This is a genomic window from Croceivirga sp. JEA036 (genome assembly GCF_011882165.1).
Lineage (GTDB): Bacteria > Bacteroidota > Bacteroidia > Flavobacteriales > Flavobacteriaceae > Croceivirga.
Genome location: NZ_JAATON010000003.1, coordinates 101337 through 115042 on the forward strand (window position 1 = coordinate 101337; position 13706 = coordinate 115042).

The 13706-nt window shown below is 38.7% G+C and carries 7 protein-coding genes; 3 read left to right on the forward strand and 4 right to left on the reverse strand.

Annotated features, from left to right (window positions below):
- The first annotated feature begins 10 nt into the window (after window positions 1-10).
- The 3 genes from HCO57_RS08970 (at window position 11) to HCO57_RS08980 (ending at window position 9946) form a co-directional block, all read left to right on the forward strand.
- A complete protein-coding gene (locus HCO57_RS08970; RefSeq protein ID WP_167988766.1) occupies window positions 11-1618 on the forward strand; it encodes an AraC family transcriptional regulator in 1608 nt (535 codons plus the stop codon).
- A 270-nt stretch (window positions 1619-1888) separates the two neighbouring features.
- Window positions 1889-9019, forward strand: a complete 7131-nt coding sequence (locus HCO57_RS08975) for a BspA family leucine-rich repeat surface protein (RefSeq protein ID WP_167988767.1) — start codon at window positions 1889-1891, stop codon at window positions 9017-9019.
- Window positions 9020-9022: 3 nt separating this feature from the next.
- Window positions 9023-9946 carry a PorP/SprF family type IX secretion system membrane protein gene (locus HCO57_RS08980; RefSeq protein WP_167988768.1) on the forward strand — a complete coding sequence of 308 codons (924 nt, stop codon included), beginning with the start codon at window positions 9023-9025 and terminating at the stop codon, window positions 9944-9946.
- On the opposite strand, the gene HCO57_RS08985 is transcribed toward HCO57_RS08980, so the two are convergent.
- The 4 genes from HCO57_RS08985 to HCO57_RS09000 form a co-directional block, all read right to left on the reverse strand.
- Complete coding sequence (locus HCO57_RS08985) at window positions 9943-10851, reverse strand: YihY/virulence factor BrkB family protein (RefSeq protein ID WP_317171141.1); 909 nt, start codon at window positions 10849-10851, stop codon at window positions 9943-9945. The genes HCO57_RS08980 and HCO57_RS08985 overlap by 4 nt on opposite strands.
- Before the next feature lie 100 nt (window positions 10852-10951).
- On the reverse strand, window positions 10952-11794 hold the full coding sequence (locus HCO57_RS08990) for a pseudouridine synthase (protein ID WP_167988769.1): 843 nt from the start codon (window positions 11792-11794) through the stop codon (window positions 10952-10954).
- A 51-nt stretch (window positions 11795-11845) separates the two neighbouring features.
- Complete coding sequence (locus tag HCO57_RS08995) at window positions 11846-12799, reverse strand: carbon-nitrogen hydrolase family protein (RefSeq protein WP_167988770.1); 954 nt, start codon at window positions 12797-12799, stop codon at window positions 11846-11848.
- Window positions 12796-13701, reverse strand: coding sequence for a geranylgeranylglycerol-phosphate geranylgeranyltransferase (locus HCO57_RS09000; protein WP_167988771.1), 906 nt, complete (start codon window positions 13699-13701; stop codon window positions 12796-12798). The genes HCO57_RS08995 and HCO57_RS09000 overlap by 4 nt, the downstream gene beginning before the upstream one ends.
- Window positions 13702-13706 lie beyond the last annotated feature (5 nt).

Below are 13706 nucleotides of genomic sequence, written 5' to 3' on the forward strand. Positions count from 1 at the left end.
TTAATTTTAAATGAGATTATCCCCCAACTTATTTATTTTACTCTTTTTAGGTCAACTATTTATTTACGGACAGGAAGTTGACACCTTAAAAAGCAACATAGACCAAAAAGCCAATAGCTATCTTAAAAAGCTACAAACGGCATATGCCAATGGTGACTATGAACAGCATAAGCTATTGAGTGATTCTCTTGTACTTCTTGGAAAAACCTACCAAAACACCAAATTTCAAGTACTTGGCATGGTTAACCAAGCTATCTATTTTAACAATAGAGCACAACAGGATAAGGCAATTAGACTTTATAGAAATGCATTGGAACTTTGTGATGCGTCACCAGAAGATTATAGGTCTAAAATTATTGTATTGGTAAATCTTGGCAACGTTTATAATGCTATTGGATCACACAATAAAGCCATTAATGCAATGCAAACCGTGTTATCCCTTTTAGACGAAAATGAAGACAACCCCAAAATAAGAGCCTCTGCCTATAACGGTCTTGCTACCAATTATCAAAAAATAGGGCAGCTAGATAAAGTGTTAGAATACCACTCCAAAACCAAAGAATTAGGTTTGGCTATTAATAATGAAATAATTGTAGCAACGGCCTTTAACAGTATTAGTGAACTTTATTTTAAAGAGAAAAAATTTAAAAAAGCTAAACTTGCCGCATTGGACGGCTTAAACTTAAAACATACCGCCGCACCAACAAAAGAACGTGCTTGGCTACTCACTAGTTTGGCATTGGCCAAATGGAAACTAGGAGAAATTGAGGCAGCCATAACATTCTTAGAGGAAGCCACCAAAATAGCCCAAACCAAAAAACTTAACCAAATTGAAGCGAAGACCTATTTACATTTAAGCGATGTTTTAAAAGCTACCGGTAATCTAGAAGCTAGTAGCAAAGCCAAGGAAAGTTATCTACAAATACAAAATGAGATTTTGGCAACGCAGCAAGATGCCATAAAAGTTGATTTACAAAAAGACCTATCTGACAAAAATGCGATTATAAAAGATAAGGACCGCGCAATATTTGACTTGGCACAAAATGAAAGCAAGTTTAAAAAATTTAGTTTGGTCTTTGGTGGTTGTTTGGTGTTGTTGAGTTCGTTATTGTTGTTTTATAGGATTAAAACCAAAAAACAAAATGCACTATTAAGAGAACAATTTTTGGTACTTCAAAAAGAAACAGAAGAACCTTTGGATACTCAACAAAAATCTTCTGAAACGGAAACAAAACAGAAGGCCTCCTATAAGAGCTCTTCTATTAATGATGAAGATTTTGAAGCATACAAGGCAAGATTAACCTCACATATAAAAAGTAATAGACCTTATTTAGATAGCGAACTATCACAAAAAGATTTAGCGGAACAAATTAACATCAGTAGCCATCATCTTTCTGAAGTTTTAAATAAAGGATTCAATCAAAACTTTTACAATTATATAAATTCTTATCGTATACGGGCCGCACAAGAAATGCTTAAGAACAAAAAGCATAAAGAGACCAAACTTATAGCCATTGCATTTGATTCCGGGTTTAAAAGCAAAACTACCTTTAACCGATTGTTTAAAGATTATACCGGTCTTACCCCTTCTGAATACAGAAGTAAGTTCTTGGGGTAACCCTTAATTCTACTACATCTTAAAAAAACATGTACCACTCGTCCGAGTGGTACAAATGGCATACTACCTAGCTTTTCTCTGCCGTTAACCAAAAAAACAAAGACAACGATTTTCTGGTTAAGGTTAACCAGTTATTTAAAAATACCCTGTTTTCAGGGTAATCATTAAACCACGGTAAAACGTAGTTTTACAACAAAACCAATGGTGGTTTCTACAGAAAAAAAATAACCACTAACCAATCATCGTTGTTACCAAACCAAACCTAAGTATATGTTCAAAAAATTACTTTTTAGTTGTATTTTTTTACTAATAGTAAATGTACATGGTCAGTCTTTTAGATCTGTATGGAATACCAACAATACAGAATCGGGTTCTTCTGCCAACAACGAAGTCACCATACCCACCAACCCAGCCTACACTACTTATAATTATGATGTTGATTGGGGAGACGGCAACATAGATACGGGCGTTACCGGAAACATAACCCACACCTATGCAACTGCTGGCACGTATACTATAGAAATTAGCGGCACCTTTCCATCTATCTATTTTAACGATGAAAACGCAAGCGATAAACTAAAAATTATAGAAATATTGGCATGGGGTAACATCCAATGGCAAACTATGGAAAATGCCTTTTTTGGTTGTGAGAATCTCAATTTTGACGCTATTGATGCACCAGACCTCTCTCAGGTTACCACACTACAAAATATGTTCAGGGATTGCAGTTCCTTTAATGGCATTGTTAATAATTGGGATGTTAGCACCGTAACTAATATGGCCAATCTCTTTAACAATTGTATGATTTTTAATAGGCCTTTAGACCAATGGAATACAAGTGGTGTAACAACTATGGAGGGTCTATTTTATAATTGTAACGCTTTTAATGAACCGCTAGATAATTGGAATACAAATCGCGTTACTAATATGAGGCAAATGCTATACGCCTGTGTTCAGTTTAACCAAAATATCAATAATTGGAATGTAAGCCAAGTTACAGATATGTCTGAAATGTTTGTTGTTTGTAGGCAATTTAATCAACCCTTAGATAACTGGGATGTTAGCCGTGTAACCGATATGAATTTGATGTTCTTCAGAACAAACAATTTTGACCAAGACCTTAGCGGTTGGCAAGTAGGTAATGTGACCGATATGTCCAGAATGTTCGACGAATGCGCCATTAGTTATCCCCTGAACTCTTGGGACGTCTCTAAAGTGACCAATATGTCTGGTATGTTTGACTCCACACCAAATTACAACAGTCCTTTGAACAATTGGAATGTGACCAATGTAACAAATATGACGGCTATGTTCAAGGAGTCAACCGCATTTAATCAAGACATCAATAGCTGGGATGTGAGCAATGTTGAAAATATGTCTGAGATGTTTGAAGGCGCAAGGGCTTTTAATCAACCGTTGAACAATTGGGATGTTTCCTCGGTTACTTCATTTAGCGAAATGTTTTATAATAACCAGATATTCAATCAGGATATCAGTGGTTGGGATACGAGTAGTGCGGGGAATATGACATGGATGTTTAGAAATGCTACAGCATTCAATCAACCCCTAAATACATGGAATGTTAGTACCGTTTCCAATATCTCTGGAATGTTTTACGGAGCCACTTCATTCAACCAACCATTGGACCTATGGGACATGACAGGAAAAAATTCACTAAGGGATATGTTCCGTTCGGCCACGGCATTTAACCAAGACATTACCGTTTGGGACGTTTCCAACACAAGTGAGTTTGCAGCAATGTTTCTCAATGCCAGCACTTTTAATCAAAATTTGGGCAACTGGAACATTACTGCTGCCACTCAGATGGGCAATATGCTCTCCAACAGCGCACTCTCCCAAGAAAATTATGACAATACACTGATAGGTTGGGCATCACAGACCGTTCAAAATAACGTGACTTTTGGGGCTAATAACTTACAGTATTGTGACGCCCTAAATCAAAGGCAAGATTTAATAGACTCCAACGGTTGGACCATTACAGGAGACAATGTAAACTGTACTTATGTACTTTGTACGGAAATTACCATGCCTGCCGCAGGAGACACTATGACACCTGCCAACAGTGATATTAGATGGAATCCTGCTCCAAATGCCGATGGTTATCGTATTACCTTAGAAATTGAACGTGGCGGTAATAGAAACTACGCTTCTCTAAACGGGAACACATTAAACAACTATGATGTAGGTAATGTGGTTGGTCTTAGTTTTTCCAATGAATTTCAAGCCGGTGACACAGTCTACGTTACAGTGGTTCCATATAATGCCGAGGGTCCTGCAACAGGCTGCCAAGAACTATCATTTACCGTGGTTGAAAGTTGGGTAAATAGTCCTGATGCCTTCAAATTAACCTATGATACTAGCATCACAGAATCAGGCTCAACACCTGCCAATCAGTTAAAAATTGAAGCAAATACAGGTTATCCAGGTTATTTAACCTATAATTATTCTATTGATTGGGGAGACGGACAGTATAATAATAATGTTACGGGTGAAATTACACATACGTACTTAACACCAGGTGTTTATACAGTAGCTATTATAGGAGATTTTCCAGCCCCTTATCATTGGGTTAGTAATTCTGATCATATTAAACTTATTTCTATTGATCAATGGGGCACCCAAGTTTGGCAATCTATGAATTATGCATTTTATGGTTGCGAAAATATGGAATACAACGCTACAGATGTCCCCAACCTTTCGCAAGTAGAGATAGCCTCCAACATGTTTTCTGGTTGTTACCTATTTGATGGTGCAATAGACAATTGGGATGTAAGCAATATTACCAACATGCAGAGCATGTTTATTTCTGCACGAATTTTTAATCAGCCATTAAACAGTTGGGATACCAGCAATGTTACCAATATGTATGGAATGTTTGGGGCTGCTCAATTATTTAACCAACCTTTGGACAATTGGGATGTTAGCCAAGTGACCAACATGAATTTTATGTTCGCCCAAACAAAGGATTTTAACCAAGATTTAAGTAGTTGGGATACTGGTAGTGTTACGAATATGGGACGTATGTTTCAAAGCTCACAGGCTTTTGACCAACCTATTAACAGTTGGAATGTAAGTCAGGTAACAGATATGTCAGAAATGTTCCAAAGAGCAGAAGTATTTAATCAACCTCTAAATAACTGGAATACAGGGAACGTCATAGACATGTCTGCCATGTTCTATGATGCAGAATTGTTTAACCAGAACATCAATAGTTGGGATGTATCATCTGTTACAGATATGAGCCAGATGTTCTACGCAGCAATAGCATTTGATCAACCACTTAATAACTGGAATGTTGGTGCTGTTACCACCATGAATTCCATGTTTTCTAGAGCTGAAGCTTTTAATCAAAATATTGATAGTTGGAATGTTACTAACGTAACTAACATGAGTAGCATGTTTAATTACGCCATTTCTTACAATCAACCCATGAACAATTGGGATGTAAACTCTGTTGTAAACATGAGCGGTATGTTTAGGGGCGCCCAAGTTTTTAACCAACCCTTAGATAATTGGGATGTGAGTGCGGTTGCTAATATGAGCGATATGTTTGAACATGCCGAAGTATTTAATCAACCAATCAACACATGGAATGTAAGTTCGGTAACCCTAATGCCATCCATGTTCGAATCGGCTTTTGCTTTTAACCAACCCTTGAACAATTGGGATACAGCAGTGGTAACCAACTTTGATTCCATGTTCAAAGAGGCAGAATCTTTTAACCAACCTCTTAATACTTGGGATACCGGTGAGGCTCAAAATATGGCCGGAATGTTCTTTGGAGCAATTGTTTTTGACCAAGATATTGCTAGTTGGAACACTTCTTTTGTCACCACCATGCAAGAAATGTTTAGAGAGGCAAGTGCTTTCAACCAATCTTTAAACGCATGGAACGTAGCATCTGTAACCAATATGCGTGGCATGTTCCAAGAAGCTACTTCCTTTAATAGCTCCATAAACGATTGGAATGTTAGAGCGGTAACTACTATGCAAGATATGTTCAATGGTGCCAGTAGTTACAATCAAAGTTTAAACAATTGGCGGGTAACCGGGGTAACCAATATGGAGAGAATGTTCTTTGGTGCTAGTGCTCTAGACCAATCTTTTGATCAATGGCTGATTGGTACCGTTTCAATGCGAGATATGTTTCATGATGCGACTTCGTTTAATCAATTTTTAGGGGATTGGGATGTAAGTAATGTAACCAACATGCAAGGCATGTTGGACGATACGGCCCTATCAAGAGAAAATTACGACAATACCTTAATCGCATGGTCAGAACAGGCATTAACCCCAGGTATTAACCTAGGAGCCAATACGCTACCTTACTGTGATGCGGTTGAAGAACGCCAATCTATGATAGACAATTTTGGATGGACTTTTACGGGCGATGTACTTGATTGCCCCATCCCAGATTGTACCCAACTGGTTGCACCCTTGAATGGTGCCACGGATGTTCCCGTTAATACGAACATTACCTGGGAAGCGGTTCAATTTGCTAGGGAATACAAATTATTTGTTGGCACCTCACCAGGCGGAACAGATATCTTAAATAACGAAGTGGTGGTGAATAACACCTCATTTGAATTCGCTGCGGATTTTAACCCTGGTGTTACCGTTTATGTTACCATTATTCCATCTAATGAAAATGGCGATGCGGTTGGGCCTTGTACGGAAGAGAGTTTTATCGTTACAAATGACCCACCAACCGTTCCAGATTGTACTAACTTAACTTTACCCCCGAATAACGCTACCGATGTTGCTTTTGACACGGATTTAAATTGGACTATTGTTGGCAATGCAGATGGATATAGAATTAACGTAGGAACGACCTCTGGAGGCACGGATTTAGTTAACAATGAGGATGTAGGCAATGTAACGAAATATGATTTTTCTACGGATTTACCAGAAGACACTTTAATTTATGTAACTATTTTACCTTACAATGAAGAAGGCCTTGCCACTGGTTGTATTGAAGAATCTTTTAGAACGGAATTTATTCCAGTTCCTCCATCATGTACTTCAATTACTAGCCCGGCTAACGGGGCAGTAAATGTTGCTGTTGATACAGGTTTAAGCTGGAATGCCATTGCGGACGCTACTGGGTATTTAGTTAGTGTTGGTATAACCTCTGGTGGAATAGAAGTAGTAAATAATATAGATGTTGGTAATACCACCACCTATTCCTTTAGTTCAGACCTACAAGCAAATAGGATGCATTACGTTCGTATTATTCCTTACAACGCTGTAGGAGATGCAACTGGTTGTACCGAAGAATCTTTCACCACGGGAGCCGGAACTTTATCAGACCCGCCAAACTGTACATCATTGAGCGACCCATTAAACGCTGCAACAGACGTAGCTATAGGTACCAATATTAGTTGGAATGCATCAGCCAATGCCGATGGATACTATTTAACTGTAGGTACAACTACTGGCGGCAACGATATATTGGATGCCGAAGATGTTGCTGGAACTAGCTTTGACCTACCAGCCGATTTACCGGAGAACACACAAATATTCGTGACATTAGTTCCTTACAATTCTTTTGGAAGTGCTACTGGATGTGCAGAAGAATCGTTTACCACCGAGACCTTACCAACCGTACCTAGTTGTACCAATTTGAATACGCCTTTGGACGGCGCTACCGATGTTTCAATCACTACCGATTTAAGTTGGAACGCAGTTGCCAATGCAGATGGGTACTATTTAACCGTAGGTACAACTACTAGTGGCAACGATATCTTGGACGCCGAGGATGTTACCGGTACTACATTTGATTTGCCTGCCGATTTACCGGAAAACACCCAGATATTCGTTACTCTAGTTCCGTATAATGCTGTAGGTGATGCTACCGGATGTACCGAAGAATCCTTTACTACCGAAACGGTCGCTACCATACCAAGCTGTACCAACTTGACAACTCCTTTGAACGGGGCAACATCAGTTTCCGTTTCTACCAATTTAAGTTGGAACGCTATTGCCAATGCAGATGGCTACTATTTAACTGTAGGTACAACTACTGGTGGCAACGATATCTTGGACGCCGAGGATGTTACCGGTACTACATTTGATTTGCCTGCCGATCTACCGGAGAACACCGAAATTTTCGTAACTATTGTTCCGTATAACGGTGTAGGTGATGCTACCGGATGTACCGAAGAATCCTTTACTACCGAAACGGTCGCTACCATACCAAGCTGTACCAACTTGATAACTCCTTTGGACGGGGCAACATCAGTTTCCGTTTCTATCGATTTAAGTTGGAATACTATTGCTAATGCTGATGGCTACTACTTAACTGTAGGCACAACTACTGGTGGCAACGATATCTTGGATGCCGGGGATGTTACCGGTACTACATTTGATTTACCTACCGATTTACCGGAAAACACGCAAATTTTTGTAACTGTTGTTCCGTACAACGGTGTTGGTAACGCAACAGGCTGTACCGAAGAATCATTTACTACCGAGACCGTGGCTACTGTTCCAAGTTGTACCAGTTTAAGTGCTCCACTTAACGCTGCTACTGATGTTTCAATCTCTACCGATTTAAGTTGGAACGCTATTGCTAACGCTGATGGCTATTACTTGACCGTAGGTACTACAGCTGGTGGCAACGATATCTTGGATGCCGAGGATGTTACCGGTACTACTTTTGATTTGCCTACCGATTTACCGGAGAATACACAAATTTTCGTAACGCTAGTTCCGTATAATGCTGTAGGTGATGCAACAGGTTGTACCGAAGAATCGTTTACAACCGAGACCGTGGCTACTGTTCCAAATTGTACTAGTTTAAGTGCACCACTTAATGCTGCCACAGGTGTATCTGTTGCTACCGATTTAAATTGGAACGCAGTTGCCAATGCCGATGGGTACTATTTGACCGTAGGAACCACCGCTGGAGGTGATGAAATAGTACCAAGAACCGACCTTGGTATCTTGACCAATTATTCCTTTACGGCCGACTTACCATATGGACAGGAAATATTTGTTACCGTAACCCCGTATAATGCCTTAGGAAATGCTGAAAATTGCGGCATAGCATCGTTCGTAACGGAAGAAGAGCCAGAGGAGGAAAAAGTTGCTTCTAAATATGGCTTTTCACCAGATGGCGACGGAGTTAACGAATTCTGGGAAATTAACGGTATAGAAGCCTATCCGGAGAACACCGTATACATCTATAACAGATGGGGAGACTTGGTCTTTAAAATAGAAGGCTATAACAATGCGGACAACGTATTCAACGGGCAGGCGAACCAACTTATGGGATTGGGCGCGGACCAACTACCGGAAGGAACCTATTTCTTCACGATAATCTTACCTGAAAATCATAACCTACAAACAACCAAAGGCTTTGTTGTCTTAAAAAGATAAGCTATGAACCAAATAAAAAAACTACTTTACCTAGGTCTTTTAATGGCAGGAACTCATTTTTCCTTTGGCCAACAAACACCCGTGTTCGCAGAATATAATGCAAATCCGTTTTTGATTAACCCCGCGTATTCTGGCTCCTTTAATGGTACAGAGGCGGTATTGAGCAATTCTGGATTTGGAAGTGAAATACAAAACACGCCCAAAAACCTAAGCTTTAGCTTTACTGCGCCTTTACAACAAGGTAAAATGGGACTGGGTGCGGCCGTAATTTCAGACGAAATAGGCGTTACAAAGGCCACGCAAGGTTTTGCTGCATTTTCATACAAACTATTTTTTGATTGGAAGAAGAACAGGCCTTATTGGCAGGTCTTTGAACGAACCGTGCTCTCTTTTGGCGTAACGGCAGGTGTACTTAGTTATAATGAAGACCTGCTGAGTCTGCAAATTCAGAACGATGCCAATTTCTCCGAAAACATTAACGAGACTTTGCCAATGGCTGGATTAGGCTTTCTATTTGGGCATGAAAACTTTTTTGCAGGTATATCCACACCAAATATTTTGGGGGATACTTTTGCCAATTCTCAAAACTTAAACCTAACACGGCCTATCTATGGCTACTTAGGTTATCATTTCATCACTAACAAATACGACCCAACTTACATAATGAAACCAAGTGTTTTACTTAAACACGAAGCAGGGGCTCCCTTTCAGGTAGATGCGAACATATCCGTAAGCTATAAAAATATAATAGAAGTAGGTGCGGGCTTTAGAAGTAGTAGTAGCTTAAATTTATTCGCCGGTCTGTATGCCTTTAAAAACTTTAGGGTATTATATAATTACTCTAGCGCCAACGCAAATTCACCCTTAGGGAATTTTCATGGTATCGTATTAAATTATAGAGGTGGCAGGGGTTTTGCGTTTGATTAATCCAAACTAGAATCAGTTAGGTATTTATCTTGAAATACCTTGGTGAAATTAGCTCCAAAAAATACAATTAAACTAGAATAAGACACCCAAAGCATCACCAATATAACAGAGCCTGCTGTTCCGTAAGTAGAACTAGGCTCTGCCTTGCTAAAATAAAAGGCTAACACGTATTTTCCTATCAGAAATAAAATTGCGGTTAATGTGGCTCCCCTACTTACTGCTTTCCATGGAACTACAGTACTAGGTAGATATTTAAACATGGCCGAAAAAAGCATTGAGATAAACACAAAAGAAAAGAGAAAATCTACCACCATAGCCCACCTTAAATCTACAATACTAAACAAACTTGATAGTTGCTCTGAAAATAATGATAATAAAGAAGTGAGAATAAAACTGACTAACAATAAAAAACCAAGAATTACAATAAACCCCAAACCTTTTATTCTGCCAATAAACATAGCCACAATACCATTGGCATAATTGGTTTTTGCATTCCAAATCTCATTTAAGGCATTTTGTAATTGATAAAAAACTCCTGTAGCACCGTACAACAAAATTCCTACTCCCAAAATAGTAGTCGTTAAAGACGTATTTTCACTACCCTTATTGGCAATCATATTTTGAATGGAAAGGGCGGTATCTGGCCCTAAGGCACTAGCAATTTCTCCAAATAATTTACCATGAACCAAGTCCCTTTCCCAAACAGAACCAACCAAATTAAGCACCATAATTAAAAATGCTGGTAAAGACAAAATGGCATAATAGGCAGTCACCGCACTGAGCTTAAAAGGTTCTTTATCTATCCAAGATAGATAGGTTTCTTTCAGCAAATACGGCATGTGTTTCCAGCTAAAACCAGTATTTTTTTCTGGAGATTTAAACAGTATGTCTAACCATTTCTTCACTCAAAGAAAGATATTACATCAACCTAATATAGGTGAACGTAAAACCACAAATTACGACTTCAATTCATAAAAAAACCGACGTGTAAGTCGGTCTTTATGTTTATCGTATCATTCCAAGATTAATTACCTCTTGTTCTGTTAGAAAACGCCAATGCCCTCTTGGTAAATCTTTTTTGGTAAGTCCGGCAAATACCACACGGTCTAGCTTAACTACTGTATATCCAAGATGTTCAAATATGCGACGAACAATTCTATTTTTTCCAGAATGTATTTCTATTCCCACCTCTTTTTTAGTAGCTCCTTGCACATAACTAACCTCATCTACAGTAATAGGTCCGTCTTCTAAGGTTAGTCCTTCCATAATTTGTTGAAGGTCTCTCATGGTAAGAGCCTTGTCCAAGTGTACATGGTAGATTTTGCGTACGTTATGTTTGGGGTGTGTTAACTTCTTAGCTAGTTCTCCATCATTAGTAAACAACAGCAGTCCTGTAGTATTACGGTCTAAACGCCCAACAGGATACAATCTATTGTTAGAGGCATTAGATATTAATTCCATAACCGTTCTTCTACCTCGCTCATCGTTGGTCGTAGTTATAAAATTCTTTGGCTTGTTCAAAAGAACATATTCTTTTTTCTCCGGATTTAATCTCCTGCCGTCAAAACGAACGTCATCTGTCTTCTTTACCTTATAACCAAGTTCTGTTACCGGTTTCCCGTTTACCGTTACGTTACCAGCTGCAATAAAGGTATCTGCTTCTCTACGTGAGCAAATGCCAGCGTTGGCAATGTACTTGTTTAAACGAATTAAATCTGGATTGCTATTCGTTTTTTTAGGAGCCGATTTAAATGGCTTTGAACCTCCTTTATTAAAAGGTTTCTTTTTAAAACCGCCTCCTTTATTGTTAGAAGGTCTACGATTGCGTTCGTTGTCTGATTTTCTCATCAGTCTTCAATTTTTTGCAAAGGTAATCAATTCCTTGTCTCACAAGGATTTTCAGTCTTTAATTTCTATCGTAGATTGCCGTTCTCTATTTACGCTTAATTTGGTAACATCTGGCCTAGAATAGTGCCCTACGGGGTCAAAATTTTGCCTTTCTTGGTAGACTCTTTCAAAATCTAATTCGGCATAAATAAGTCCTGCTTTATCTACAACAGGCTCTATTAACCATTCACCATCTGGACTTGCAATGCAAGAACCACCATTACCCAATACGGCTGGTGCTTTTTCTAGAATAGTATCTAAGAAAGGGGTGTTTTTAGGAAAATCTTTAGTTTGCATTAAAGACGAAACAGAAATAACATAGCTTCTAGATTCCCGCGCTATAAAGCGTGTAATATCTTGGGTATTATTAAGGTTGCCTGGCCAAACGGCAACGTGTAAATTTTCTCCTTGACCATATAATGAGGCTCTTGCCAAAGGCATCCAATTTTCCCAACAATTTAGGCCACCGACAGTAAACTTTTTAAGCGGATGTACGCGCAATCCATGACCGTCCCCTGGTGCCCACGTTAGCCTTTCGTCATAGGTGGGCTGTAATTTACGGTGTACAGATTGTACCACCCCATTGGCATCAATATATACCAATGAACAATAAATGCTGTGACCACCGCGGTCTTGTGGGCGCTCCATAATTCCTAGATAAACGGCAATTTTAAGTTTTTTAGCTATTGTACAAACCTCATCTAAATCACCGGCTTCTATTTGTATTGCGTTAGCTACGTAGTGTCCGTGTACAGTCTTATTAACCTTTAAATCCCAAGCAGCTCCATCAGTATAAGCTAACCAAAACGGATATCCTGGTAAAAAAGCCTCACCAAATACTACTAATTCTGCCTCGTTTGTAGCGGCCTCTTCTATGGTGGTCACTACCTTTTTTAAGGTTGCTTCTTTATTAAGCCACACTGGCGCTATTTGTGCGAGGGCTACTTTTAAAATGGAGTCTTTCATATAATCCGGTTGAGGAACAAATCTACATTGATTAATAGGATACTAAATACCCCTACAACTATGATAAATTTAAGGATGTTGTGCAACCAGACAAAATGCTTTTTTTCCTTTGCTTTGTAAAGTACAAAAAGGCAAACAGCAAAAAGAACAATACAGGCATAAAAGTAAATATACATATGGCCCACTATGAACTTTTTAACTAGAAGAAAAGCTGGGATATAGGTAAGTAAGATGAGTAATGCGATGAGCATCTTCGCTTTTTTTGTGCCGTATAGAATGGGGATTGTACGATAATTTTGTGCCAAGTCCCCTGCCAGATTCTCCAAATCTTTAATGACTTCTCTTGCTAGAATGAGTAAAAAAAGAAAAATGGCGTGTACAAAAATGACCAATTGAAAATTTTGATAGTACACAAACACCACAAAAAAAGGAGAAATTGCCAAGGTTGCTGATACCAAATTCCCAATAAATGGCAGGCGCTTTAATTTGTGAGAATACAACCAAATGCCAAAAATATAGGCCGAAAAAAATAGTACGGCCTTAAAGGAAATGTAACTTGCCGCAACAACAGAGACAAAATTAAGTACAAAATAAGTAGTTAGCTTAAATTTCTGACTCACCAAGCGGTCTAACATGCTTTTGGTGGGCTTGTTAATTAAATCCTTTTCTGCATCGTAAAAATTATTGATAATATAGCCACCAGCAATAACTAAAGCAGATGCTGTGACAATTAAAAAAAGATTAACATCAAAAACTACCGACCTAAGTGGTCTATCTGGAGCAAGAATGTAAATAGAAGCCAAATACTGGGCAAGGGTTATCATTAAAATATTATACCCCCTGACCACGGAAAAAAGACTCAATAACTTATAAAGTAGGAGCTTATTCCGCCTATTCAACATGCCTA